26 protein-coding genes and 1 tRNA gene are annotated in these 24,666 nt (G+C 36.1%); 20 read left to right on the top strand and 7 right to left on the bottom strand.

Going from position 1 to position 24,666, the window contains the following annotated elements:
• Positions 1-26: 26 nt before the first annotated feature.
• The 3 genes from KRODI_RS05010 to KRODI_RS05000 form a co-directional block, all read right to left on the bottom strand.
• A complete protein-coding gene (locus tag KRODI_RS05010; RefSeq protein WP_013750494.1) occupies positions 27-338 on the bottom strand; it encodes a hypothetical protein in 312 nt (103 codons plus the stop codon).
• Positions 339-490: 152 nt separating this feature from the next.
• Positions 491-2,800, bottom strand: coding sequence for a hypothetical protein (locus KRODI_RS05005; protein ID WP_148235985.1), 2,310 nt, complete (start codon positions 2,798-2,800; stop codon positions 491-493).
• A 179-nt stretch (positions 2,801-2,979) separates the two neighbouring features.
• Positions 2,980-5,406 carry a hypothetical protein gene (locus KRODI_RS05000; RefSeq protein ID WP_013750492.1) on the bottom strand — a complete coding sequence of 809 codons (2,427 nt, stop codon included), beginning with the start codon at positions 5,404-5,406 and terminating at the stop codon, positions 2,980-2,982.
• Between the two features lie 118 nt (positions 5,407-5,524).
• On the opposite strand from KRODI_RS05000, the gene KRODI_RS04995 reads away from it, so the two are divergent.
• Positions 5,525-5,911: a DUF2721 domain-containing protein gene (locus KRODI_RS04995; protein WP_013750491.1), complete on the top strand. Its 387-nt coding sequence runs from the start codon at positions 5,525-5,527 to the stop codon at positions 5,909-5,911.
• A 34-nt stretch (positions 5,912-5,945) separates the two neighbouring features.
• Here KRODI_RS04995 and KRODI_RS04990 read toward each other — a convergent pair.
• Positions 5,946-6,026 (bottom strand) — tRNA-Leu (locus KRODI_RS04990).
• A 147-nt stretch (positions 6,027-6,173) separates the two neighbouring features.
• Between KRODI_RS04990 and KRODI_RS04985 the strand changes: the two genes are divergently transcribed.
• The 5 genes from KRODI_RS04985 to KRODI_RS04965 all read left to right on the top strand — a co-directional run bounded on the left by KRODI_RS04985 (position 6,174) and on the right by KRODI_RS04965 (position 10,910).
• The gene (locus KRODI_RS04985; protein WP_013750490.1) at positions 6,174-7,115 is read left to right on the top strand and encodes a ribose-phosphate pyrophosphokinase; all 942 of its coding nucleotides are present in this window, start codon (positions 6,174-6,176) and stop codon (positions 7,113-7,115) included.
• 26 nt (positions 7,116-7,141) lie between these two features.
• Positions 7,142-7,777: a 50S ribosomal protein L25/general stress protein Ctc gene (locus tag KRODI_RS04980; RefSeq protein ID WP_013750489.1), complete on the top strand. Its 636-nt coding sequence runs from the start codon at positions 7,142-7,144 to the stop codon at positions 7,775-7,777.
• Between the two features lie 137 nt (positions 7,778-7,914).
• Entirely contained in the window at positions 7,915-8,544 is a 630-nt protein-coding gene (gene pth / locus KRODI_RS04975; RefSeq protein WP_041295622.1) for an aminoacyl-tRNA hydrolase, read from the top strand.
• Between the two features lie 2 nt (positions 8,545-8,546).
• On the top strand, positions 8,547-9,476 hold the full coding sequence (locus tag KRODI_RS04970; protein WP_013750487.1) for a bifunctional riboflavin kinase/FAD synthetase: 930 nt from the start codon (positions 8,547-8,549) through the stop codon (positions 9,474-9,476).
• A 9-nt stretch (positions 9,477-9,485) separates the two neighbouring features.
• Positions 9,486-10,910: an HTTM domain-containing protein gene (locus tag KRODI_RS04965; protein ID WP_013750486.1), complete on the top strand. Its 1,425-nt coding sequence runs from the start codon at positions 9,486-9,488 to the stop codon at positions 10,908-10,910.
• A gap of 190 nt (positions 10,911-11,100) precedes the next feature.
• Here KRODI_RS04965 and KRODI_RS04960 read toward each other — a convergent pair whose 3' ends face one another.
• The 3 genes from KRODI_RS04960 to KRODI_RS04950 all read right to left on the bottom strand — a co-directional run bounded on the left by KRODI_RS04960 (position 11,101) and on the right by KRODI_RS04950 (position 13,137).
• Complete coding sequence (locus tag KRODI_RS04960; protein WP_013750485.1) at positions 11,101-11,790, bottom strand: hypothetical protein; 690 nt, start codon at positions 11,788-11,790, stop codon at positions 11,101-11,103.
• Between the two features lie 92 nt (positions 11,791-11,882).
• The gene (locus tag KRODI_RS04955) at positions 11,883-12,443 is read right to left on the bottom strand and encodes a hypothetical protein (RefSeq protein ID WP_148235984.1); all 561 of its coding nucleotides are present in this window, start codon (positions 12,441-12,443) and stop codon (positions 11,883-11,885) included.
• 166 nt (positions 12,444-12,609) lie between these two features.
• Positions 12,610-13,137: a hypothetical protein gene (locus tag KRODI_RS04950; RefSeq protein WP_148235983.1), complete on the bottom strand. Its 528-nt coding sequence runs from the start codon at positions 13,135-13,137 to the stop codon at positions 12,610-12,612.
• Positions 13,138-13,557: 420 nt separating this feature from the next.
• Between KRODI_RS04950 and serS the strand changes: the two genes are divergently transcribed.
• The 14 genes from serS to KRODI_RS04885 all read left to right on the top strand — a co-directional run bounded on the left by serS (position 13,558) and on the right by KRODI_RS04885 (position 24,579).
• Positions 13,558-14,829, top strand: coding sequence for a serine--tRNA ligase (serS, locus tag KRODI_RS04945; protein ID WP_013750482.1), 1,272 nt, complete (start codon positions 13,558-13,560; stop codon positions 14,827-14,829).
• Positions 14,830-14,899: 70 nt separating this feature from the next.
• Positions 14,900-16,693, top strand: coding sequence for a tetratricopeptide repeat protein (locus KRODI_RS04940; RefSeq protein WP_013750481.1), 1,794 nt, complete (start codon positions 14,900-14,902; stop codon positions 16,691-16,693).
• Positions 16,694-16,705: 12 nt separating this feature from the next.
• Entirely contained in the window at positions 16,706-17,014 is a 309-nt protein-coding gene (locus tag KRODI_RS04935) for a DUF4286 family protein (RefSeq protein WP_013750480.1), read from the top strand.
• Positions 17,014-17,880, top strand: coding sequence for a 16S rRNA (adenine(1518)-N(6)/adenine(1519)-N(6))-dimethyltransferase RsmA (gene rsmA / locus KRODI_RS04930; RefSeq protein ID WP_013750479.1), 867 nt, complete (start codon positions 17,014-17,016; stop codon positions 17,878-17,880). Before KRODI_RS04935 ends, rsmA begins: the two co-directional genes overlap by 1 nt.
• A 71-nt stretch (positions 17,881-17,951) precedes the next feature.
• A complete protein-coding gene (mgtE, locus tag KRODI_RS04925) occupies positions 17,952-19,301 on the top strand; it encodes a magnesium transporter (RefSeq protein ID WP_013750478.1) in 1,350 nt (449 codons plus the stop codon).
• Positions 19,298-19,723 (top strand): acyl-CoA thioesterase, encoded by a 426-nt coding sequence (locus tag KRODI_RS04920; protein WP_013750477.1) that lies wholly within the window; start codon positions 19,298-19,300, stop codon positions 19,721-19,723. The genes mgtE and KRODI_RS04920 overlap by 4 nt, the downstream gene beginning before the upstream one ends.
• Positions 19,724-19,798: 75 nt before the next feature.
• The gene (locus tag KRODI_RS04915) at positions 19,799-20,185 is read left to right on the top strand and encodes a cupin domain-containing protein (RefSeq protein ID WP_013750476.1); all 387 of its coding nucleotides are present in this window, start codon (positions 19,799-19,801) and stop codon (positions 20,183-20,185) included.
• Between the two features lie 4 nt (positions 20,186-20,189).
• A complete protein-coding gene (locus KRODI_RS15575; RefSeq protein WP_013750475.1) occupies positions 20,190-20,351 on the top strand; it encodes a membrane protein in 162 nt (53 codons plus the stop codon).
• Between the two features lie 9 nt (positions 20,352-20,360).
• A complete protein-coding gene (locus KRODI_RS04910; RefSeq protein WP_013750474.1) occupies positions 20,361-21,308 on the top strand; it encodes a 2-hydroxyacid dehydrogenase in 948 nt (315 codons plus the stop codon).
• Between the two features lie 30 nt (positions 21,309-21,338).
• Positions 21,339-21,851, top strand: a complete 513-nt coding sequence (locus tag KRODI_RS04905; RefSeq protein ID WP_013750473.1) for a DUF4199 domain-containing protein — start codon at positions 21,339-21,341, stop codon at positions 21,849-21,851.
• Positions 21,852-21,872: 21 nt separating this feature from the next.
• Positions 21,873-22,265, top strand: coding sequence for a VOC family protein (locus KRODI_RS04900; protein WP_013750472.1), 393 nt, complete (start codon positions 21,873-21,875; stop codon positions 22,263-22,265).
• A 59-nt stretch (positions 22,266-22,324) separates the two neighbouring features.
• Positions 22,325-22,720, top strand: a complete 396-nt coding sequence (locus KRODI_RS04895) for a TM2 domain-containing protein (protein ID WP_013750471.1) — start codon at positions 22,325-22,327, stop codon at positions 22,718-22,720.
• A gap of 108 nt (positions 22,721-22,828) precedes the next feature.
• Positions 22,829-23,158, top strand: a complete 330-nt coding sequence (locus KRODI_RS04890) for an ArsR/SmtB family transcription factor (protein ID WP_013750470.1) — start codon at positions 22,829-22,831, stop codon at positions 23,156-23,158.
• Entirely contained in the window at positions 23,158-24,579 is a 1,422-nt protein-coding gene (locus KRODI_RS04885) for a pyridoxal phosphate-dependent decarboxylase family protein (protein ID WP_013750469.1), read from the top strand. Before KRODI_RS04890 ends, KRODI_RS04885 begins: the two co-directional genes overlap by 1 nt.
• The last annotated feature ends 87 nt before the right edge of the window (positions 24,580-24,666 follow it).

The raw sequence follows: 24,666 nt of genomic DNA, 5'->3' as shown, positions 1-24,666 counted from the left end.
GCTTTTAGGTGTTATAAGTTCAATTATTATTCGATTACTTCTAAATGAAGTATGATTCCATCACTTGAGCTATCTTCAGATTTTTCTATGGTTTTATAGTGAACTAGATACTCTAAACCTACATTGTCGTTTTTTGTAAGTAGCTTACCATTAATACTAGTAGTAGCATCTATTTCTAAAACTCTCGGCTCATTGTCGCCATCTGTAAAGAAGAAATATCCTCCCTCGTAAGCGTCAAATGTAAGATGCTCTGTAAATGCTTCTTTAGAATTTTCTTTCGTTATGAAAGGACTTACTCCTAATAAAATTGTGCTGAATAATATAAGTATGGTTTTCATAATATCGATGATTTAGTTAGCTTCAATAAAGCGTTTTAAATGCTTAGTGAGTATAAATATAGTGCTAGACTTAGCCTATCGATTTTTAATTAACCATTGTTTGTGAGAGAATGTTAAGGGTTTTAAAAATTAACCCATAAAATATGATATAATTAGTTTTCTGTATTTTCTAATTGAAGTACTTCAGATTTAGAAATTACCGCTCCATCTTCACTTATTCCCTCTATAAAGAGTGTGATAGATTTAGTATTTGTATTGATAATATTAAAAGTGCTAACCTTGTTTTTACTTAAGATTACTTCTGGTTCCCAGTGAATTGTGCCATAATTTATAAAGCCTTTATCATTCAATATGGTATATACTGGATTGTAGAATTTTTTGGCAACAGAATACCCTTCACGTATAGCATATGTGAAAATGTTGTTTTGAATTTTCTTATTATTAGTCGTGGATGGTAAATCAATATTAAAATTACGTCTAGAGTATAATCTTATAACACCATCACCACCTCTTGAACCGCTTCTAGGGTCAAATTTGTTAATATAATAGCTTTCAATAAAATCTGTGCGAAGTCCATATAGTATATCAAGATCTAATAACTCTACATCATCTAAATAAACTAGAGGCGCACGTGCACCAGAAAAACCTGAAATTCTACGTGATGAAATAGAAACTCTACTTGTTGATCCAAATGAAAGCTCTTCTAGAACTACATATCCATTTTGGCGTATAATATCTGTAACAAAAGGGTACAATATGGTATCATCCTCAGTAACGACCTTAATTTTATTCTTTAAATATGAAGGAACATTGGGATTATCAATTATTTCAGTTTTCTTTTGTTCAAATTCTAATATAACTTCGTTTAGTTCAATAAGTGATTGGTCAATCATTTGAGGGACTTCTATCTTTTCTTCTTTTGTAGGTTTTCTAATAGGGATTTGCTTGGTTGTGGTTGAAGTAATATTGATAGGGTCTACACGATTTGTTTCTTCATATACGAATAGGCTAGGTCTTGATAATTGCCCTTTCTTATTGATGAGGGAAAAGGAAATTGTCTCGTTAGTTTTTGTATACAAACCTCCCAAAGCAAACATGTTATCTTCAGGAGAGATAGTCATACCTTCATTATGTAGTGTAGGGTGAACATAAATATTATCCTTTAACCCGATATCTCTATTGAGCTTACCTACTACGGTAGTTCCTTGTTCAAAATCAAAATCTTTTTTTGGAGGACTCTTATTAATGTTCTCCCAAGTATATGAACTCCAACCTTGCGTAAGTAGTAATAGATCTAGATTTTCCTTGTTGTCGCTATTACCGTTAAAATATTGCTTGGGATTTTCTATAGAACCTTGTAAATATGGCTTTAAATAAAATGAGCTAAGTATATTATTTTCTGGGTCATAACCTTTAGTTTTTGTAGGAAGAACAGATACACTGAGATTTTTTTTAGAAATGTTTTTTCCTAAGTTGTTTAAGGTGATTGTGATAGAATCTGACTTTTGATTGATTAAGGAGGACACCTCTACATCAAAATCAAGTTCATCTGCCCAATTAAAGTAGAGTCTTTCTGATAAGGGATTATCATTAGCATCAAATAAAGTAATAATATTCATACCAGAAAATAGGGAAGATTTATTCACTACAAATGCTGAGATGTTTGCTTCTTGAGTTAGAGGGGTTTTTATTTTCTTTGCAACACCATTTTTATGTAGTAAAACATACAAACCTTGACGGTTTATATTATTCCTTATTTGATAGTTACTCTTAATTTTTATTGATATTTCACCCTCATCTTCGTCAACTATTGCAATGCTTGGCGTCGTGTTTACCACGTCAGGTAACGGTACAGCTATTTCCGTATTATCTTCAAAAGTAAAGTGTGCTGTGTATGTTTGTGTAGGTACAGGGATAATATTAAATTTTGCAAACCCGTAGGATTTACTTTTTATTTGCAGAAGATCTATACCATTTTGATTTCTTATTGTCGCGTTTTTGAAAGAAGCTCCAAACCCATCCTCATCAAGAACTTTTACACCCACGGTATTAGTTGTGCTATGTATCAAGTGACCTCCTTCTGGCAGTAATTGAATGTCGTACGCTTTTTCTTTCTCTATATTGTTGCCCGACATTTTATTACTGACAACAGTTATTTTTTGCATGAACGAGTCGTCTTCCTTAAAATTTTTCATCCATTGCGTAGAGCCTCTCAAGTAATAGGTGCCACTCTGCATAGTGGAATCTATTTTAATGTTACCATGACTTACTCCATTATCGACTATAAATTTTTCTGATTTGAACAGTAACCCGTCAGGTTTAAAAATATCTATATATAAGGTTGTCTTTTCTGAGAAGGATTTTTCTAACTGTCTAGTTCGTAAGTAAGCCTTAAACCATATCTCTTCATTTTCTGTAAAATGAGTTTTATTTAAATGGATATAAGCGCTTTGTCTAGGCAATTCAAAATAAGAACTATAGTTTTCTATTAATTCGCTTTTATTAGAGTTTTGGGCGAAAAGAAAGCTTGTAAATAGAAGTAAACTAATAGTAAAGAGCTTGAAGAATAATTTTGAAAACATGCTTTTTGATTGAGATATCTGATGATTAAACAGATGGTTAGTAATTGATGAATTGAAATTTAATTTGAGTTATAAAGGTTTAAAGTTTTAATGGTAGAAATGAGTAACCCATCAAGAGTCATGCCTTCAATGTGTACCATAAGTTTTTTATTTCCAGTGTCTTTAATGTTGAATGAGGAAGACTTCTTGCCATCTAGAATGAGTTGTGGTTCCCAGTGAATAACTCCAAAATTTGTAAAAGCTTTATCGTCATAGGTTGAGTAATCAGGTTGTATAAATTTTTTCTCTTTTTCAAAACCATTTTTTATTGGGTAAGCAAAAACTTCTGACATATTAGAAATCTCTTTTTTTGAATCTGATTTTATAGGCTTATTTAAATTACGTCTTGTATAAATCCTAATAACGCCTCCAGTCCCGTTTACACCTTCCGAGGCTCCATTTCTTTGAAAATAAAAGCTTTCTAGGTCTTCTGTTCGTAAGCCGGTTAAGATGTCAAAATCTATTAGCTTAACATCATTAAAATAAATCACAGGTTGTGGAAAAGCTCTTTCAGATCCACCACTTCCTAATCCAAAAGATTGTTGAGTCCGTACTCTTATTTGTACACGAGTTGTGCTTGCAAATTGTAAATCTTCTCTTACTGTATAGCCTCTAGATCTAATAATATCTAAAAAACTAGGTTGTTTAAAAACAAGGTCTTCTGTAACCACTGTAACTTTATTTTTGAGAAAGGAAGGAACTAAAGGGTTGCTAGACTCGTATGAGACCTTCTTCTTACCAGTTAGTATAACCTCGTTGAGTTGTTCTATATCATCAAAATTTGATACGACAGGTAACGTTTTGGCCTTACTAGAGAATGAATTAGTTTTATTGAATATTCTTTCTGTTATAAAATCTTTCTCTAAAATATCTGTTGAGAGAATGCTGAGTGATGGTTTTGTTAATTTACCTCTACCTGAAAGAATTGAAAACTGTAAAGCTTGCTCTGTTTCAGGAAAAATCAAAGGAAGTGTAAAATTGCCATTTTCTAATTTTAGAGTTTGCGCAGGATACGTAGTGCCTGCGTGCAAGAAAAGCTGTTCATTGCTTCTTAGCTTCTTATTTAATGTCCCCTTGATTGATACTCCTTGTGAGAAAGTGTATGTCTTCTTTGGAGGATTATTTAATATTCTCTTCCATAAATACCTGCTTTGTCCTTGTGAGATTAGTAAAGCATCAAGTTCTAATGAGTCTATGGTGTTTTTTGAAAAATAACGACTGTAAGAGATAGTTTGATTTTTCAAATAGGGCTTTAAATAAAATGCAGATAGTATATTTTGTGAGGGTGCATTACTTATGGTTTCAAATGGTAAGACAGATATGCTCAAATTTGAGAGCGAATTTGATGTTTTTTTAGAAAGCGAGATAAGAAGAGAGTCAGTTTGGGTTTTTGTGATAGTTGGTTTTTGAATTTCTTCGTATTTGATGCCTTCAGTATTAAAGTAAATACGCTCTGCAATGGGCTCTTTGCTGTCATGAAATAAGGAGAAAATATTTACTCCTTGCTGTAATTGAGATTTATCAAATAAATAAGAGGCGTAGTTTAAATCCTTAGGTATCGTTAGGTTTATTTTTTTTGCCATACCATCCCTATGGATCAATAGGTATAATGTATCATTAATGATTGATGTTGTCGTTTTCTTATCTAATCTTAAGGTTATGGCTATCTTATCCATAGAGTGGCTTGCGATAGCAAGTCCTACAGCATTCTTTTTTGGAGGAGCTATCTTCTGTAGCTGTTTACTTCCATCCTCATGTTCAATTTCTAAAGAATACTCAAATGTAGCTCGAGGCGAAAATGTTACAACGGCGATATTGTTTTTGCCAGGGGTAAATGTTGTTAAGTGATACCCATATTGATCCTTGATAATTCCTTTTTTAAAGGGTTTTGAATAGCCGTGTTCATCAGAAACTCTTATCGCAACATTATTTGCTACATCATTTACAAGGGAGCCACCTTCTGGAGTAAATTTTATTTTTTTAACTGATGATATGTTGCTTAGATCCTTACTTACGCTGCTGTTGTAGATGGTTATTTTTTGATGAAAAGAATCGTCCTCATAAAAATTTTTCATCCAGTTTGTAGATGCTTTAATGTAATAGCTTCCACTTGGAAATGAAGAATCTAATTCAAAGTGACCGTTCCCAAATCCGTTACCGGAAATAAACTGCTTTTTGATTACCTGATTCCCTAGAGAATCATAAATACCAACGATTAGATTTGTGGTTTCAGAAAATGGTTTTCCCGTTTGCCTATTATAGATGTACGCTTTAAAATAGATGTCTTCCCCAGTTATGTAGGTCGTTTTGTTTAAATGTAGAAAGATGCTCTCTCTTGGTAGTTCAAAATAATTACTATAAACAGTGCCTAGCTCTTGACTTTTCACTTGAAGTGAAAATGAGAGAATTATAATAGTGACTATTAAGAACCTTATATTTTTCAGCATTGTTTATATTGAATACTAAATGTAAATAACTCACTCAAATAAAAAGCAGTCAGTACTGTTAAGTTAATTGAGGATAAACTTATTGCTAAGCTTTAATTTTTTAAAAAAAGATGTAATTATGAATCTTTCCTTAAGTATTCCGGCATTACTATTTCCAGCGATTTCTCTTACGATGCTTGCTTATAATGCGCGTTATCTGGCTATTGCAGGTTTGATACGTAGTTTGCATGCTTCTTATCAAGAAACACATGCAGAAGGAGTAGGTCTTCAGGTGAAAAAATTGAGAAAACGCCTTACAATCATAAAAAACATGCAAGCAGTAGCAATTGTAAGTTTTTTACTCGCGGTACTTACTATGCTTTTAATTTATATAGAAGAGGCATTTTATGCAAAAATCGTTTTTGGGATTAGTCTTTTTGCACTAATCCTATCACTTATACTTTCTTTAATTGAAGTTCAGCTTTCTACAAAGGCACTTTCTATACAGCTGCGAGATATGGAATAAAAAAAGCCTCAATCGTTAGAGATTGAGGCCTTTGTACCTAGGATGGGAATCGAACCCACACTTCAAAGAAACTCGAGTTTGAGTCGAGCGCGTCTACCAATTCCGCCACCTAGGCTTTTTGGAAGTGCAAAATTAAAGAATAATTTAAATTACAGCGTATAAAACATCATTTATTGTACTGCTCTACTCATTTTTAATTCCTATTTTTGCACCTCCTTAGAGGGAAAAGAATTGTAATTAAATCATTTAACTGTCACAACTGATGACCGCTACCGTACCGCAACCGAAGATATTTGCTTGTCAAAACAGCAAACCACTGGCCGAAAAAATCGCAAAAGCCTTTGGGCAGCCGCTGGGTAACGTCATAACATCGACATATAGTGATGGAGAATTTCAACCTTCTTTTGAAGAATCTGTACGTGGATCACGTGTATTTATAATAGGAAGCACAATGCCATCATCAGATAATATGATGGAAATGTTATTGATGCTAGATGCTGCAAAGCGTGCTAGTGCAAGACACATAACGGCAGTGATACCTTATTTTGGATGGGCGAGACAAGACCGTAAGGATAAACCTAGAGTGCCTATTGCTGCAAAGCTTATGGCAAGCCTACTGGAAACAGCAGGTGCTACGCGTATTATCACTATGGACTTACACGCAGATCAAATACAAGGATTTTTTGAGAAGCCAGTAGATCACTTATTTGCCTCTACTATATTCTTACCTTATTTAAAAGGGCTAGGATTAGAAAATCTTACAATTGCTTCTCCAGATATGGGAGGTAGTAAGAGAGCTTATGCATATAGCAAGGCGATGGAAAGTGACGTAGTTATATGTTACAAACAACGTGCAAAGGCAAATGTAATCTCACATATGGAACTTATAGGTGAGGTAAAAGGACAGCACGTGGTGCTTGTAGATGATATGGTAGATACCGCTGGAACCTTAACAAAGGCAGCAGATTTAATGATAGAAAAGGGTGCGCTTAGTGTACGAGCGATCTGTACCCACGCTATTTTAAGCGGTAACGCTTATGATAAAATAGAAAACAGTAAACTGGCAGAATTAATAGTAACAGATTCAATTCCTAAGGAACACAAAAGTGGTAAAGTGCGAGTGATAACTTGTGCACCACTTTTTGCAGATGTAATGCACCGTGTAAATAGTAACACGAGTATTGCTTCGAAGTTTATTATGTAATATTTTTTTAACTATAATTATTTAATATGAAATCAGTTTCGATCCACGGATCTAAAAGAGAAAGCGTAGGCAAGAAAGCTACAAAGGCCTTACGTAATGCTGGACTGGTACCTTGCGTTGTATACGGAGGGGACACACCATTGCATTTTAGCGCACCAGAACTAGCGTTCAAAGAATTGGTATACACTCCAGACGCGCACACAGTAGAAATCGAATTAGACGGTGTAACCGTAAAGGCGATTCTTCAAGATATCCAGTTCCACCCGGTAACTGATCGTATTTTACACATAGACTTCTACCAGATTTTTGAAGGTAAAGAAGTAACTATGAATATCCCAGTACACTTTACAGGTAACTCTCGTGGAGTAATGAACGGTGGTGTTTTACGTAAAACTAACCGTGTATTACGTGTGAAAGCACTTCCTAAAAATCTTCCTGATTACTTAGTTGCAGATATCACAAACCTTAAAATAGGTAATAAGTTATACATAGGAGCTTTACCACAAGAAAACCTAACACTTATGCACCCTGATAACACAGTAGTGTGTCAAGTTAGAACTTCTCGTACAGCAATCCTTGATGCTGACGATGATGATGATGAAACTGAAGCAGGAGATGTTCCTTCTACACAAACAGATGATGCCGCTGCAGTAGCAGAGTAATCAATCCGTTATATTTAATACAAAAGCATCTCGTTCTTCGAGATGCTTTTTTTATTTTTATACGATAGTAATAAGCAGTGTCTTTAACGTAATTAGTAAAGCCTTGACGCAAATTACATTCTAACAAACAGCAAATGATGCGCTCTTTTTTCGGTAGATTATTTAGAAAAGTAACGATAGAAGAGGAAGCAATAGACCCCATGAAAAAATTTCTTATCGTTGGTTTAGGAAACATAGGTCCTAAGTACACAGAAACTAGGCATAATATAGGATTTAAGGTGGTAGACGCTTTCGCGAAAGCGCAAGAAACCACTTTCGAAACTGAAAAACTAGGTGACATCGCGCGTACCAAAGTAAAAGGTAAAACCGTTATCTTATTAAAGCCTAATACTTTTATGAATTTAAGTGGTAAGGCTATACGATACTGGTTGCAACAAGAAAAAATCCCTGTAGAAAATCTTCTAGTAATTACAGATGATTTGAATTTGGAATTTGGAACCATAAGAGTGAAAACCAAAGGTTCGGCGGGAGGACATAATGGACTAAAAGACACGCAGGCTCAACTTAATACTTCTGCATATAATAGATTCCGTTTTGGCATAAGTGATGCGTTTTCTACGGGACGTCAAGTAGATTATGTGTTAGGAGAATGGACGCCAGAGGAGCAAGCTAGTCTTCCAGAGCGCTTAGATAAGAGTTGTGAGGTAATCACTTCTTTTGTGAGTGGAGGAATTAATAATACAATGAACGCGTACAACGGCAAATAATCTTGAAAACTCACAATAGCGCACATACATTTAACTCAGAAAAAGGAACTGTCGTTACGATAGGCACCTTTGATGGAGTACATTTAGGGCATCGCCAGATTATTAATAGGCTTAACGAAAGTGCGCGCGCAAATGACTGGGAGTCGTGTGTACTTACCTTTTTTCCGCATCCTAGGATGGTATTACAAAAAGATACTTCGCTCAAGCTTATAAACACCATAGATGAGCGAGCGCGACTGCTTGAAGGTCTAGGTTTAGATCACCTTGTGATTCATCCTTTTACCTTAGATTTTTCAAGATATCATGCAGAGACTTTTGTTGAGGAGATTCTTGTGAATTCTCTTAACGCAAAGAAAGTAATAATAGGATACGATCACCGTTTTGGTCGCAATCGTAATGCAAATATTGAAGATCTCAAACGTTTTGGAGAGCAACTAGGTTTTGAGGTGGAAGAGATATCAAAGCAAGAACTAGAAGATGTAGCTGTAAGTTCTACAAAAGTGCGTAAATCACTAGAGGCAGGAGATGTAGCGCTAGCAAATAGCTACCTTGATCAGGCTTTTATGCTTACGGGAACCGTTGTAAAAGGCAGGAGTTTAGGTAGAACCATAGGCTACCCTACGGCAAATCTTGAGATAGCCGAAGATTATAAACTAATACCCGCGCAAGGTGCTTATGTCGTGCAGTCTCGTATTAATGGCAAGATTGTATATGGAATGATGAACATAGGCACAAATCCGACAGTGGGAGGAAGTGCGCAAACTATTGAAACCTATTTCTTTGATTTTAGTAAAGACTTATATGGACAAGAGCTAGAGATACAATTGCTAGACCGTATACGTGATGAGAAAACCTTTGCGAGTGTAGATGAGCTTGTAAAAGCGATGAAAGAGGATGAGAAGTATGCACGGGATTATATAAATAAGCTTTAATCAAATAAGATGTCACTTAATAAGCTCCTCTTTACTAGAATAGATAACAGCGCGCTCATTGTGTTTCGCATTTTTTTTGGTTTTCTTATTACTTGTGAGGCTTGGGGAGCGCTTGCTACAGGGTGGGTGAGACGTATACTCGTAACACCAGAATTCACTTTTAACTTTATAGGTTTTAACTTTTTACAAACATTTCCAGGGCCTGGACCACAAATGTATGCGTGGTTTGGTTTAATGGGAGTTTTTGGAGTGATGGTAATGTTAGGTTTTAAATACCGCGTAGCAATTATTGGCTATGCAATTATGTGGAGTACCGTGTATTTCATGCAAAAAACCGCTTATAATAACCACTATTATCTATTAATGCTGCTGTTATGGATTATGGCTATACTTCCTGCAAACGCTGCGTTTTCTATTGATGCACGCTTTCGCGAAAGCGTAAGAAACATAAGCATGCCGCGCTGGGTGACTTTGTTTATCATTTTCCAACTGTGGATTGTTTATACCTACGCGTCTATTGCCAAAATATATCCCGACTGGTTAGATGCGACGGTACCAGAAATATTAATGCGTGGTAAGAAAGATTATTGGCTCGTGGGTGGTGTGCTTCAAAAGGACTGGACACACTGGATTATTTCTTACGTAGGAATCGCATTTGATGGTTTGATCATCCCATTATTGTTATGGAAACGTACACGTACATGGGCATTTTTTATCTCCATATTCTTTCATCTCTTTAACTCATTTGTGTTTCAGATTGGGATTTTTCCATACATGTCGCTGGCATTTACGGTATTCTTTTTTGAGCCGAGAACCATTCATAATTTATTTCTTAAACGCTGGAAACCTTTTTACGAGCGTAGCAAAGTGAATCATTATAATCAAGGAATTACAACTGGTTCAATTACTGGCTCACCTCAAACTTTAATTATCCCTAAATATAAGACAGCAATGCTCACTGTATTTGCAGTGTATTTTGTAGTGCAAATAGGCTTGCCGCTGCGACAGCATTTTATACAAGATAATGTGCTGTGGTCTGAGGAAGGACATCGTTTGAGTTGGCGTATGATGCTACGTTCTAAAGGTGGATCAGTAACGTTTACGGTAGAAGATAAGGCAACCGGAAAGCGAACTACACTAGACCATAAAGAGTACCTCACAAAAAACCAACAACGCAATATCAGGTCAAAACCAGATGTGATATGGCAATTTGCTCAATACATTAAACAGCTCAAAAAGACAGAAGGGCAAGATGTAGCGGTCTACGTAAAATGTAGAATACGCATAAACGGCCGTAAGTCTCAAGAGCTTATAGATCCAGGAGTAGATCTCGCGAGTGTCGACTGGAACTGGTTCTCTCATAATCCTTGGGTGCTAGATAGTGATGGTTATCTGGATGATAAGGGGTTGTTTCCTAGTTTTGGAGGTGATTAATAAAGTACGCTCTCATACAATCTTGAAATTCTTTTAAAAATCTAGATTATAGAGGAGAGTTTGAATTTTTATGATTTTGCTACTACATGAAAGCCTGAAAGATAGATTTAATAGTTTCTTGCAATACGTGATCTCTCAGGTTTGGGCTATCCCATTAATACATTGATACAAGGATGTACTTCTTTGATATTTAAGGTACAACCCACTCATTAAACGTTAAGTGGGAAGGCTGAAAAGCAACGCCGGTAATATTCATAGCTACCATATCATTTTTCATTTTTTCTGACACAAAATATCCGAATCCACCTTCAATTGATCTTAATATAAAAAAATGTTCACTTAAGTTTTCAATTAATTTTATTTTAGAGACTTGGAGTATATTTCTATCTACTCTTTCTCTTTTTTGTAATTCATTAAAATCACGATAACTGCCTACTTCTAAATCAATTAAAATAGTACCACCCTCCGCTTTTCTCCTGCGACTCTGTATATGACTATCTCTATAATTAATGAATTCTGGATGAGTTTCAAAAGGACTCATTACCCAATAATCATCAAGCTCTTCTTCTCCATAAATAATAGGGGATTTAAAAAACTCTAATCCACTTTTTTGATGTATTTCAATTAAAGACTTTAATTTACCACTAATTAGTAGTTTGGCGGTATAACCTTGCCCTGAGGTACTTATAAGATCTGTAATTTTAGCTTTTTTGTCTAAAATTCCTATTGATGTAATTGGATCAAACGATGCTTTTTTAAAAAAAACGCTATCTATAAATCTTTTATCATCAACGCTACATCTATGTTTCACTTCATTAATCTGAGTAAATTTGCCTACAATTTTTCTATCTGTACTGTGTCTAATTCGGTAATAGTTCATTTTAAAAAATTATATCATTGAGATAAAAGTGAATAGAGAATAATATAGCGAGTTTAGTACACTTTTGCGTCTCAGAAATAATATAGTCTCACCTACTGCATTACTCTATCTAGCATAATTGAATTTGGTATAACAACGTCATACTCACCTTCTTTTTTTAATAATACGTTTTCTTTTTCTAAGGCAGGATTTAGAAGGCTTAAACTATCACCTCCATCCATAAAAATTAAATAAGAAGTGTCTAATACTTCTTTGCAAAAATTATTTAGATAAAATATGTCTGTGTAAATTTTGTAAGGAGTAACCTTTAAACACACTTCATCAGTTTTATTATCTATACTATTAAATATAGTAATACCATTTTTGATATACTTAATTTCTATTATCGCAGTATCGTAGTATGCATTTTCAAAGTGACTTACTTTTTCATCATATTTTATTTTGTATTTAGGTATTATTTTCAAAGTCAAAGTGTCAGATGCATTTGTCCAAAGCCATTCTCCCTTTAATCTTGTAAAGGTGGCTTTATCTTTTAGATAAAAATTCTTTTTTAAATTCATACCAGAGGTGGGCGTATGAATATTTATAATTTTTAGTTTTGAGCTACAAGAAGAAAATAATAAGATGCAAAATAATAGTTTAAGTATTTTCATTTTAGTTTTTTTAAGGTTTAAACCATCTATCTGCATCGATATCAAATTGATATACTGTTAGAGTGATTAAAAATTCAGCCATGAATATGTCTTTGCTACTTGAATCCGTTATATTTAAATATGTATTGAAAGAGCTGTAAGAATACCATAGTCGCTTAGAATTATGTTATGACATTGATATTCCTATAGATTTTTCATAAATCCATTTTGAATTTTCTTTTTTCAAAATTATAGCTTGTTCTGAGCTATCTAGAGGATTGCGAGTTAATCTAATAAAAATTATAGCTTTTGTATTATTCTTGTTAAGAAATAATTTACTCGTTTGAAGTAATATTCCTTTATTAGGGTTGTTGTATTTGAATATTTTTTGATCTAAAATTTCATTGTTTTTGATCTCAAAGTTTTTACATTTTGATGCTTGAAAAAGATCAACTAAGGATGTTTTTTCACACCTTCTTTTATTAAAATCTTTATTGATTTCTTTATTTAATTTATTAAAAAAAGGATCAATTTCAGTATTCCATACATATACTTTTAAGGGTTGTATACTATCAGGGCGGGTATCTAACCTATAAGCTGCTTTACCATTTTTAAATTCTTTTGGTGTGGGAATAACATCCAATCTAATATCCACTTTAATTTTTTCTAGATACTCGCATAAAAAATTATCTGGTATGACAGTTTTTTTACTCAAATCATTACAGTTTAAATATAAAAAAAGAAAGGGTAAACAAAGTTTAATTACAAGGTGGTTCATTATTGTCATTTAATACATTAGTATATAGATTAGCTAGCTCATTAAGCTCGGAGTGATTTATGTAATTAGCACTTAAACCAAAATCATTTTGTGTATGATTAATAGTGGTAATTCTACAAAATATATCCGCGTGAATATAGTCGTGCAATAGCTCTAGCAACATCTAAACCAGAAATTGAAGCTGCTAGTTACGTGTTAACCTCAAAACTACATCACCTCACATTAACTATGTTACGGATTTCCTTTATTTGAGTAAAATTTTAATTTCTAGAGAAATAAAAAAATCTAAGCCATCTGTCACTGTATACTTAAGAGCATTTCCTTAAATTTACCTTTTCCTTTAAAAACCATTCCACTATGCTAGAAGTAGCACACATTAGAGAAAACAAAGAAGCTTTCGCGAAAGCGTTATCTAAAAGAAATATAGACGCTGCAACCTTACTTGATCAAGTAGTAGCGGCAGATGATCTTCGTCGTAGTTCGCAAGCGCAACTTGATGAAGTACTTGCAGATAGTAATAAGTTTTCCAAGGAAATAGGAATGCTTTTTAAAAGTGGAGAAGCTCAAAAAGCTAATATTCTTAAAGAGAAAACTGCAGGTTTAAAAGAACAATCTAAAACCCTCCAAGAGCAATTAAACACTGCTTCTGAGGATTTGCAGAACTTGCTATATCAAATCCCAAACATTCCACATGACAGTGTTCCTGAGGGTAACAGTGATGAGGATAATGAAGAAATCTTTCGTAAGGGAGATATTCCTGAGTTGCATGAAGCAGCACAGCCACACTGGGAGCTTGCAAAGAAATATGATATTATTGATTTTGAACTAGGAACTAAGATTGCTGGGGCTGGTTTTCCGGTGTATAAAGGCAAAGGAGCACGATTACAACGTGCGCTTATCGCTTATTTTTTAGACAAAAATACCGAGGCTGGATATACAGAATACCAAGTGCCGCACCTTGTAAATGAGGCGTCAGGTTTTGGTACTGGCCAACTTCCAGATAAGGAAGGGCAAATGTATCATGTGACCGAAGACGATTTATATTTAATCCCTACGGCAGAGGTGCCAGTGACAAATATGTTTCGCGGTGATTTACGTAATCACAATGAGTTGCCTATTACATGTACGGGGTACACACCATGTTTCCGTCGTGAGGCGGGATCTTATGGAGCACACGTACGCGGGTTAAATCGCTTGCACCAGTTTGATAAAGTTGAGATTGTACGTATAGAACGTCCAGAAGATAGTGCAGCTGCACTAGACGGGATGGTAGATCACGTAAAAACAATACTGGATGAGCTAGAGATGCCTTACAGAATTTTACGTCTTTGTGGTGGTGACCTTGGGTTTACAGCGCACCTTACCTATGATTTTGAATTATTTTCTACAGCGCAAGATCGCTGGTTAGAAATTAGTTCTGTTTCTAACTTCTTGACCTTTCAAGCAAACCGTTTAAAACTTCGTTTTAAGGATGAAGATGGTCAGAACAAGCTTGCACATACACTTAATGGTAGCTCACTAGCGCTGCCACGCGTACTTGCAGGAATTCTTGAAAACTGCCAGACACCAGAAGGAATAAAAATTCCTAAGGCACTTATCCCTTATTGCGGATTTGATATGATTAACTAATAACGCATTAGCAGTGATAAGAAACGTGTCAGAGCAATTGCTATGGCACGTTTTTCGTTATCTTTAGGATATGAAGAAAAATTGGTTTTTAATACTCATCTGTGTGTTTGGTTTTTTCGCTTTCGCGAAAGCGCAAACAGAACAACTTGCTCGCAATTATGCAGATCAAGGTGAGTTTGAGAAGGCCATCATTTCTTACAAAAAAGCATTACTTAAGCAGAAGGGTAATCATGTACTCATTACCGGTCTTGTAAAAAGCTACCAGCAGTTAGAAAAATACAAAGAAGCCGAAAGTGCGCTTAACGAAAACCTTGCCGCTACTCGCGATAAAGGTTTTTATTATGTAGAGATAGGGTACAACCATCAGCTACAACAGCGAGATTCTATCGCTCAGGATTATTATAACCAAGTAATTGCAGGCATAGAGAGTAATACTATGAGTGCATATCGCGCTGCTCGTGCTTTTCAAGAGCACAACTTACTTACAGAAGCTGTTCAAGCCTATGAGATTGCAATGGCTAATAATCCACGAGCGAATTATAATGTCCAACTAGCGAGACTTTATGGAGAGCTAGGAGAGGTAGAAAAAATGTTTAATGCCTACTTAGACCTAATTAATAAGAGTGAAAACTATCTACAAGCCGCTCAACGTAATTTTGCCCTTTATGTCAATGATGATCCGCTTAATGAGGCTAACATCATCTTTAGAAAGACCTTGTTAAAACGATTACAAACAGAACAAAATGTGCTTTATAATGAGTTGCTAAGTTGGCTTTTTATACAACAAAAGGATTATAGAAAGGCATTTGCACAAGAAAAGGCTATTTATCGCCGTACAGAAGGAAGATATGAAGGCATCATAAATCTAGCTGAAATTGCGATAGAAGAAAATGCTATTGAAGATGCGACAGAGATATTAGAATTTCTAAGAGATAACGTAGTTGCGGGTAGTGTTAAGCTTTATGCAGAGCAACAGTTAATACAGCTGGCGGTAAAAAAGGCAGTCACAGCAGAAGATGAAGCGGTCGTTAAAACACGTTTTGAAGCTTTACTGGATCAATATATTAAGAAAGAATACACCGTGCCTTTGCAAATAGATTATGCACATTTTCTTGCGTTTAATATGGAGCAGCCAGATGAGGCTATTGCATATCTTAAAAAGGGAATTGAAATCCCTCGTGATAGATTTGACCATGCTCGTCTTAAGATGGAGCTAGCAGATATTTTGGTGCTTACAGAAAAGTTTAATCAGGCACTTATCTATTATTCTCAAATTCAGAATGAGATTCAGAATAATGTCATCTCGCAGGAAGCACGATTTAAGGTGGCAAAGACTAGTTACTATAAAGCAGATTTTGACTGGGCAGAGTCGCAACTTAATGTCTTGAAGGCTGGTGCAACACAACTTATTGCAAATGATGCACTAGAGTTATTACTCGTTATTAGAGATAACTCCATGGATGATAGTTTACAAACAGCACTTAAAAAATATGCCACGGCAGATTTGCTAGCTTTCCAAAACAAGCCTGAAGAGGCCATCGCATTATATGAGGATATTTTAGAGAAGCACAAGGGAGAAAAGATAGAAGACGAGGCATTGCTTTCTCAGGCTAAACTGTATGAGCGTAAAGAAGCTTTCGCGAAAGCAGAAAAAAACTACCTCACAATCATAGAATATTATAGCGATGGTGTACTAGCAGATGATGCTTATTATCGCCTAGCAAGATTATACGAAGGACCACTCAATCAACCAGAAAAGGCAAAAAATAATTACGAACGCATTATTTTTGACCTTGCAGACAGTATCTATTATGTAGAGGCACAGAAGCGCTTTAGGAACTTGAGAGGCGACGCAATTAATTAGAAAACATAGAAAATGCTTATATATAACGTTACCATAAACATAGAAGAATCTGTAGAAAAAGAATGGCTCGCCTGGATGCAACAAGTGCATATTCCAGAGGTTATTGCTACAGGTAAATTTGTAAAAGCATTAATGACTAGAGTGCGCACGGAGGAAGAAATGGGCGGAGTGACATACTCTGTTCAATATGGTTGCCCTAGCCAGCAACATCTAGATGCTTACTACGAGCAAGATGCAGATAGACTAAGACTTGCGAGTAATAAGTTTGCTGGTAAGTTTGTCGCTTTTAGAACAGAACTAGAAATAATCAGTCAGCACTAATGGCGAAGCACAGCTCAAAACGTAAGTTTGAAAAGCCACATGCACATCGTGATACACACGATCAAGGTATTAAGGCAAAGAAGCACTTAGGACAGCATTTCTTAGGAGATGAATCTGTTGCAAAAGATATTGCAGACACCCTTACTTATGTGGGATATAGTCATGTGCTAGAAATAGGTCCTGGTACAGGAGTACTTACAAAGTATCTTCTTGAAAAACCCACACATCTTAGTGTGATGGATCTCGATAGAGAATCTATTGCTTATTTACAGAGTGCTTTTACACTAGAGCATAAGCTCAATGATGAGCATTTTACGGTTCTTGAAGCAGATTTTTTACGATATGATCTCGATACGATATATCCAGGGGAGCAACTTGCAATTACTGGCAACTTCCCTTATAATATTAGTACTCAAATCGTATTTAAGACCATAGAACATAAGGAGCGCATACCAGAATTTACGGGAATGTTTCAGAAAGAAGTGGCTGCTCGTATTTGTGCAGATCACGGTAGTAAGACCTACGGAATTATGTCTGTGCTAGTACAAGCTTTTTTTGATGCAGAATACCTATTTACGGTACCTCCTACCGTATTTATACCGCCGCCAAAAGTGGATAGTGGTGTTTTACGCTTAAAGCGAAAAGAAGGATACCAAGATATAGGTTGTACACAAGAGATGCTATTTAAGGTTGTAAAAATGGCTTTCCAGCAACGCAGGAAGACCTTACGAAATAGTCTGAAAGGAATGGGACTAAGTGATGAGTTTAGAGAGCGAGAAATCTTAACTAGAAGACCAGAACAAATATCTGTACAAGAATTTATAGCACTTACGGCAGCAATTACAGAAGATATTGCTACTTCGTAAATTCTATGAGGTAACTATTCTATCTCCGTAAGCGCTTTTCCTATATTTGCCCAACTACCAAAAATTACCCTATGCAATTTGAACTCACAAGCGATCTTATCGATCAAATACAAGCATATGTAGCTGTTCAAAATGAGACCGCACTTAAAGAGTTGCTCTCTGAGCTTCACCACGCAGATATTGCCGAAGTATTAGATGAGGTAGATGCAGATGAAGCTGCATACCTAGTTCTTTTACTAGATAGTGAGCAAACCTCAGAAGCTCTTATGGAGCTTGACGAGGACGTACGCGAAAAATTACTGGGCAATCTTACTCCAGCCGAAATAGCAGACGAAGTTGATGAAATGGATACCGATGATGCGGTAGACATGATTGCAGAGCTTGATGATGATGTGCAGCTTGCTGTTATTAATCAAATAGAAGATGAGGAGCACAAGGCAGACATACGAGAGATGCTGCAATATGATGAGAATAGTGCTGGTGGATTAATGGCAAAAGAGCTCATAAGAGTAAAGGATTCTTGGACTGTAGGTGGTTGTGTAAGTGAGATGCGTCGTCAGGCAGAAGAAGTCACTAGAGTACACTCCATTTATGTAGTTACAAAAAGAGACGAACTTATAGGTCGTTTATCTCTCAAGGATTTACTTACCTCTGATACAAAAACAAAAATTGCCGAAATTTATATTCCTAAGGTTGACTCTGTAAATATTAATGACAGTGCAGAAGATGTAGCTAAGCTCATGCAGAAGTATGACCTAGAGGCGATACCGGTGGTGAATGATAAGAATATTTTAATGGGGCGTATTACCATTGATGATATTGTGGATTTTATAAAAGAAGAAGCAGAAAAAGATTACCAGATGGCTGCAGGTATCTCTCAAGATGTCGAGGCAGATGATAGTATACTTACACTCACACGAGCAAGATTGCCATGGTTGTTTTTAGGCTTAGTAGGTGGAGTTGGTGCAGCGACTATTATGGGAGGATTTGAAGATATATTAGAGAGCTATGCACTACTCTTTTTCTATACACCACTTATTGCAGCAATGGCTGGAAATGTAGGAGTACAGTCTAGTGCGATTATCGTTCAGGGTCTGGCTAATGATGATGTAAAAGGAAGCATAGGTAACCGTCTTCTAAAGGAAATGCTACTAGCAGCACTTAACGGACTTCTATTAGGACTTGCGTTGTTTGCTTTTACGGCATTGTGGTATGGTGATGTGAGAGCAGCGATTGCAATCTCTGCATCCCTTTTTGTAGTAATTATCATGGCAGGAATTATAGGTACTTTTATTCCACTATTTCTTCATAAAAGAGGCATCGATCCAGCGATCGCGACGGGACCATTTATTACTACGAGTAATGATATTTTCGGGATATTAATTTATTTCTGGATTGCAAAAATGGTATTAGGTATTTGAAGAAACAACCGTTTTCATATCACCTCACCGTTCCACCATCTGCTATAGATGTATTAGGGCACGTAAATAACGTAGTGTACTTAGATTGGGTGCAAATAGCTGCATCAAAACACTGGAATGCTGCCACAGCAACTTATTTCAAGGATGAAGACCCAGAGGAAGAACGGCTAGGTATCAATAAAATGGCGTGGGTCGTGATGGATCACCATATCAAATATAAAGCAGAAGCTTTTGAGGGTGATGAGATTGTGGTCACCACTTTCGTGAAAACGTTTACTGCCGCAACCTCTGTCCGTCACACAGAAATACGTCGTAAAGGAGAAGATAAGATTCTTGTAAGCGCAGTAACAAACTGGTGCTTACTCAAAATGCCAGAAGGCAGACCGATGCGAGTGCCTAAGGAGGTGCTTGAGCTATTTTAATACATAGTTCATTATTGGTTATCTACACAGAGACAGTTTTATAAATCCTTATCTTTATCTTAAAGAAGTCGTTTTATGAAGCCCATCAACATTCAAGATAAGTACTCCAAATTTGATAAGCAATGGCATCCACACCAGATTGCTACGGTAGATGATATGCAAGTCTTGCTTGCTAAGATTTCTGGTTACTTTGTATGGCATAGTCATAAGGATGAAGACGAGTTGTTTTATGTGCAAAAAGGAGTGTTAGAAATGCGCTTTCGCGAAAGCGGAAACCCAGAAAAAGAGTGGTCTGAAACTGTACATCAAGGTGAAATCATTGTCGTACCTAAAGGTGTAGAACATTGCCCAACTACAAAAGACGGAGAGGAAGTACACCTATTGCTTTTTGAGAAATCAACTACTGCGCATACAGGTGAAGTGAGTCATGAAAAAACACAAACTAGCTATCCTAAAATTTAAAATAATGAATAATAGAAAGATAATAGGTATTGTTATTATGGCAATTGCGGGAGCATTTATGTTTGTTTTTGATGATGTGTCTGGAGGTATAGGTTTTGTGTCTGGAATAATGATGGCAATAGGATTAGGTATTTTTCTAGGCTGGATTCCTATGAGGAAAAAATAAAAATAATCAATGAAGATATTACACTTAGATAATAACCACCCACTCCTTATGGAGCAGCTCACCGCTGCGGGTCATGAGAATGTGGAGAATTACACAATTACAAAAAAGGAGACAGAAGCTATCATTGCTTTATATGATGGGATTGTGATAAGAAGCCGTTTTAATATTGATAAAACGTTTATCGACGCAGCGCCCAATCTCAAATTTATTGCTCGTGTGGGTGCGGGACTGGAAAGTATTGATATTCCTTATGCAGAGAGTAAGGGAATTTATCTCATTAGTGCACCAGAAGGTAATCGAAATGCAGTAGGAGAACAAGCGCTAGGTATGTTATTAAGTCTCTTTAATAACTTAAATCGTGCAGATGCAGAGGTAAAAGCAGGAAACTGGAACCGTGAAGCAAACAGAGGTGTTGAGCTAGAAGGGAGAACTGTAGGAATTATAGGTTACGGTAATATGGGAAAGGCTTTTGCCAAGAAACTGCAGGGTTTTGATTGTGAGGTGCTCTGTTATGATATTAAAGAAAATGTGGGAGACGAGCGTGCACGCCAAGTATCATTACAAGAATTTAAAAAGCAAGTAGATGTTGTGAGTTTGCACACACCTTGGACTCCGCAAACAGATAAAATGGTAGATGCCACTTTTATAAATGCATTTGCAAAACCATTTTATCTCATAAATACAGCTAGAGGGAAATCTGTAGTTACTGCAGATCTGGTATCAGCTATGAAAAGTGGTAAAGTATTAGGAGCTGGACTTGATGTGTTAGAATATGAAAAGCTCTCTTTTGAGAATTTATTTACCACAGACGGAAGTTCAAATCTGCCAGCACCATTGGAATATCTTATTAAGCAAGACAATGTACTACTTACTCCGCACATTGCTGGATGGACAGTAGAAAGTAAAATCAAGTTATCTCAAACGATTGTAGATAAGATATTGAAACGATTTTCTTAGATTCAATCTATTAATTATACATATAATACTATGAGTTTAGTAATAAAGAAGTTTGGAATGATTGCCTTTTTTATAGGGTTGCTTGGTTTTTCACTAGCACTATATTTGGGTAAGAGCCTTGATTATGGCACACAAGAGCTCGTAGGATGGGGAGTTATGGGTATGACAGCGGCTATGGTATATTTTGGTGTTGCTTATCAGCGTGATACGGTGTATGCTGGAAAAATATCTTTCGGGAAAGCCTTAAAAACAGGAATTATTATTGCGGCTCTAGGAGGGTTAGGTGTAGCGCTGGCAGATATTGTCTATACCTTATTTGTAAATCCATCCTTTTTTATAGAGTATAATGATTATGCCATGGAACTTGCTGTGGAGTCAAATAATCCAGTTGCTATCTCTCAGCTTGAGGCTCAAAGGGAAATGTATAGTCAATATAGCGGTACGGAGATGTCATTTATTGCGGGGCTTATGATGTTTGTAATGACGTTTATATTAGGTTTTATTGTAAGTCTTATTGCAGCATTTATACTCAAGAAAGAGTAAGTCACTTAAATATATAGCGTTATGAAAAGAGTTACTGGAATAGGAGGAATGTTCTTTAAAAGTGAAGATCCAGATGCACAAAAGGAGTGGTATAAAAACCACTTAGGGATTCCCACAGATCAATATGGCTGGACATTCTGGTGGCGAGATGAGAACGGAAAGAAATGCTCCACTCAATGGAGTCCCATGGACGATGATACGACCTATTTTTCTCCTAGTAAGAAGCAGTTCATGTTTAACTTTAGGGTTGATGATTTATTTGCGTTATTGGCTGTCCTCAAAGAAGAAGGTGTAACAATTGTAGGTAAGGTAGAAGAATATAGCTATGGGAAATTTGGCTGGATACTGGATCCAGAAGGAAACAAAATCGAATTATGGGAACCTATTGATAGTGAGTTTTTAAAGGAGGAATAGCGTAGAAGTATCTCAATCTTTTTTGTAGTTTTAGAACTAATTAACCAACAACCAACCAGATGAGTTTAGAAGACGAAAAAATCCCAGGTGATAAGCCAGGTAATGATGCAAAGAACATGGCAGACGACGCAAAAAAAGCTGCAAGTAATTTTGCAAACGAAGCAAAAGATACTGCCAATGAATTTGGCAATAGTGCAAAAGAAGAATGGAATAAGGTGAACACTGGAGTAAGCAACAAAGTATTAATTGGTATAATGGGAATTATATTCGGATATTTAGGAATCCATAAATTTATGTTGGGTTATACTAAAGAAGGACTTATTCAGCTTGGAGCAACTATTGTAACATGTGGTGCTGCGGGAATTGTGGGCTTTATAGAGGGTATTATATATCTAACGAAATCTGACGAAGATTTCCATACTACATATGTAGTAAATAAGAAATCTTGGTTCTAGAATTATTAATAAAGCTCAGCTAGTCTGGGCTTTTTTGTTAAATATTTTATCGTAATATAGCGATATTACAATTTATGTATATCTTTAGAGTATAAACAACGCAACATTATGGGAGTTACAAAAAGGCATATACATTCTATGAGGGCAAATCAGATTGCAGATCTGGCAAAGATTCTCTCTAATCCCGCACGTGTGGCTATCATAGAATACATAGGTGATTGCGATGGTTGCCTATGTCAAGATATCTCAGAGAAAATAAGACTATCGCAGCCCACGACTTCACAACACCTACAAGTAATTAAAAGAGCAGGAGTTTTAAAAAGCCAGTTTAAGGGTAAAGCGCAGTATTATAGTATAGATGCTCGCAAATGGGAGCAATTGCAAGGACTGTTTTACGATTTCTTTGAGCATACTAAATCAAAAATGTCTGAGAAGTAATGAGTACATCCCTATTAAAAAAAGCATACGATAGCTCACTCTTTAAAGAAGAAGGAACAGATCTAGTAAATCAGATATCTCAATACTTGTCTGACACTACCTCGGGAAAATCAGAGAAAGTCATCACGTGGACAACACCAGAAGATGAGTATCAATTTTGGAAAGAGTATATTTCATCTAATCACACAACCTCAGACTTTTTTAAGACTGTTATCGCGAGGTCAATACGCACGCACCACCCTAAATATATAGGTCATCAGGTGGCACCTACGGTGCCTGTATCTGCTTTAGCCACACTATTGAGCGCGCAACTTAATAATGGGATGGCAGTATATGAGATGGGAGCAGCATCTACTGCACTGGAGCGATTGATTATCGAGCAGTTTGCAAAAGTTATTGGCTTCGATAATGGCGACGGTTTTCTAACCTCTGGGGGAACGCTCGCAAACCTTACAGCCTTACTTGCTGCTCGTAGAGTGATGGCAGAAGGTGATGTTTGGAATGAAGGGCACAGCAGTAAACTTGCCATTATGGTTTCTGAGGAAGCGCACTATTGCGTAGATAGAGCAGCTAGAATTATGGGCCTTGGGAGTGAAGGCATTATAAAAGTGCCTGCAGATGACACTTACAAGATGCGCACAGAACTGTTAGATACTTACTATGATTCGGCTGTAGCAAAAGGTTATGAGGTGATTGCTATTGTGGGGAGTGCTCCTAGCACAAGTACTGGGGTTTACGATGATCTAGAAGCGATTCACGCTTTCGCGAAAGCAAAAAAAATATGGTTCCACATAGACGCAGCCCATGGTGGAGCAGCTATTTTTTCTCCTAAATACAAACATCTATTAAATGGAGCAGATAAAGCCGATTCCATAATTATAGACGGTCATAAAATGATGGGTACAAGTGCGCTGGCAACGGCGGTTATTTTTAAGGAAAGTACGGCTAGCTACGCTACGTTTGAGCAAAAAGCACAATATCTCTGGGAAAAGAACGAAGATGCAGACTGGTTTAACCTAGCCAAAAGGACTTTTGAATGTACAAAAAGTATGATGAGCTTGCGTTTTTATGCTCTTATAAATGCATATGGAGTTCAGTTTTTTGATGATTTTGTTACTACGCTTTATGATGCGGGAAAGGATTTTGCTGCCTTAGTGAAGAAGCAAGAAGATTTTGAAGTAGCGCTAGATCCAGTCTCAAATATAGTGTGTTTTAGATATAAAGCGAGCGCTGGTGATGTTAATCTTGTCAACCAGAGCATACGTAAAGCATTACTAGAAGATGGAGAGTTTTATATTGTGGGAACCTCTTTACGTGGAGAATTCTATTTAAGAACCACATTTATGAACCCTTTTACGACAACAAAACACACAGAGCGCTTGCTTGACGTTATTAGAGAAATTGCCATTAGAATTTCTTAAAAATTCTATTTAAGCGGCAATTTAATTATTTTAATAATGGCTCTGCTGCGTTAATTATTTCTAGTATGATAAATTTAAAAATGAATA

This window comes from Dokdonia sp. 4H-3-7-5, assembly GCF_000212355.1.
Taxonomy (GTDB): Bacteria; Bacteroidota; Bacteroidia; order Flavobacteriales; family Flavobacteriaceae; genus Dokdonia.
This window is presented reverse-complemented; position numbering and strand designations above follow the sequence as displayed.

Excerpts from the sequence above, each read along its gene's own strand:
- KRODI_RS05010 (WP_013750494.1), bottom strand. The coding sequence starts at position 338 with ATGAAAACCATACTTATATTATTCAGCACAATTTTATTAGGAGTAAGT.
- KRODI_RS05000 (WP_013750492.1), bottom strand. The coding sequence starts at position 5,406 with ATGCTGAAAAATATAAGGTTCTTAATAGTCACTATTATAATTCTCTCA.
- KRODI_RS04995 (WP_013750491.1), top strand. The coding sequence starts at position 5,525 with ATGAATCTTTCCTTAAGTATTCCGGCATTACTATTTCCAGCGATTTCT.
- KRODI_RS04985 (WP_013750490.1), top strand. The coding sequence starts at position 6,174 with ATGACCGCTACCGTACCGCAACCGAAGATATTTGCTTGTCAAAACAGC.
- KRODI_RS04980 (WP_013750489.1), top strand. The coding sequence starts at position 7,142 with ATGAAATCAGTTTCGATCCACGGATCTAAAAGAGAAAGCGTAGGCAAG.
- pth (WP_041295622.1), top strand. The coding sequence starts at position 7,915 with ATGCGCTCTTTTTTCGGTAGATTATTTAGAAAAGTAACGATAGAAGAG.
- KRODI_RS04965 (WP_013750486.1), top strand. The coding sequence starts at position 9,486 with ATGTCACTTAATAAGCTCCTCTTTACTAGAATAGATAACAGCGCGCTC.
- KRODI_RS04960 (WP_013750485.1), bottom strand. The coding sequence starts at position 11,790 with ATGAACTATTACCGAATTAGACACAGTACAGATAGAAAAATTGTAGGC.
- KRODI_RS04955 (WP_148235984.1), bottom strand. The coding sequence starts at position 12,443 with ATGAAAATACTTAAACTATTATTTTGCATCTTATTATTTTCTTCTTGT.
- serS (WP_013750482.1), top strand. The coding sequence starts at position 13,558 with ATGCTAGAAGTAGCACACATTAGAGAAAACAAAGAAGCTTTCGCGAAA.
- KRODI_RS04940 (WP_013750481.1), top strand. The coding sequence starts at position 14,900 with ATGAAGAAAAATTGGTTTTTAATACTCATCTGTGTGTTTGGTTTTTTC.
- KRODI_RS04935 (WP_013750480.1), top strand. The coding sequence starts at position 16,706 with ATGCTTATATATAACGTTACCATAAACATAGAAGAATCTGTAGAAAAA.
- rsmA (WP_013750479.1), top strand. The coding sequence starts at position 17,014 with ATGGCGAAGCACAGCTCAAAACGTAAGTTTGAAAAGCCACATGCACAT.
- mgtE (WP_013750478.1), top strand. The coding sequence starts at position 17,952 with ATGCAATTTGAACTCACAAGCGATCTTATCGATCAAATACAAGCATAT.
- KRODI_RS04915 (WP_013750476.1), top strand. The coding sequence starts at position 19,799 with ATGAAGCCCATCAACATTCAAGATAAGTACTCCAAATTTGATAAGCAA.
- KRODI_RS15575 (WP_013750475.1), top strand. The coding sequence starts at position 20,190 with ATGAATAATAGAAAGATAATAGGTATTGTTATTATGGCAATTGCGGGA.
- KRODI_RS04910 (WP_013750474.1), top strand. The coding sequence starts at position 20,361 with ATGAAGATATTACACTTAGATAATAACCACCCACTCCTTATGGAGCAG.
- KRODI_RS04905 (WP_013750473.1), top strand. The coding sequence starts at position 21,339 with ATGAGTTTAGTAATAAAGAAGTTTGGAATGATTGCCTTTTTTATAGGG.
- KRODI_RS04900 (WP_013750472.1), top strand. The coding sequence starts at position 21,873 with ATGAAAAGAGTTACTGGAATAGGAGGAATGTTCTTTAAAAGTGAAGAT.
- KRODI_RS04895 (WP_013750471.1), top strand. The coding sequence starts at position 22,325 with ATGAGTTTAGAAGACGAAAAAATCCCAGGTGATAAGCCAGGTAATGAT.
- KRODI_RS04890 (WP_013750470.1), top strand. The coding sequence starts at position 22,829 with ATGGGAGTTACAAAAAGGCATATACATTCTATGAGGGCAAATCAGATT.
- KRODI_RS04885 (WP_013750469.1), top strand. The coding sequence starts at position 23,158 with ATGAGTACATCCCTATTAAAAAAAGCATACGATAGCTCACTCTTTAAA.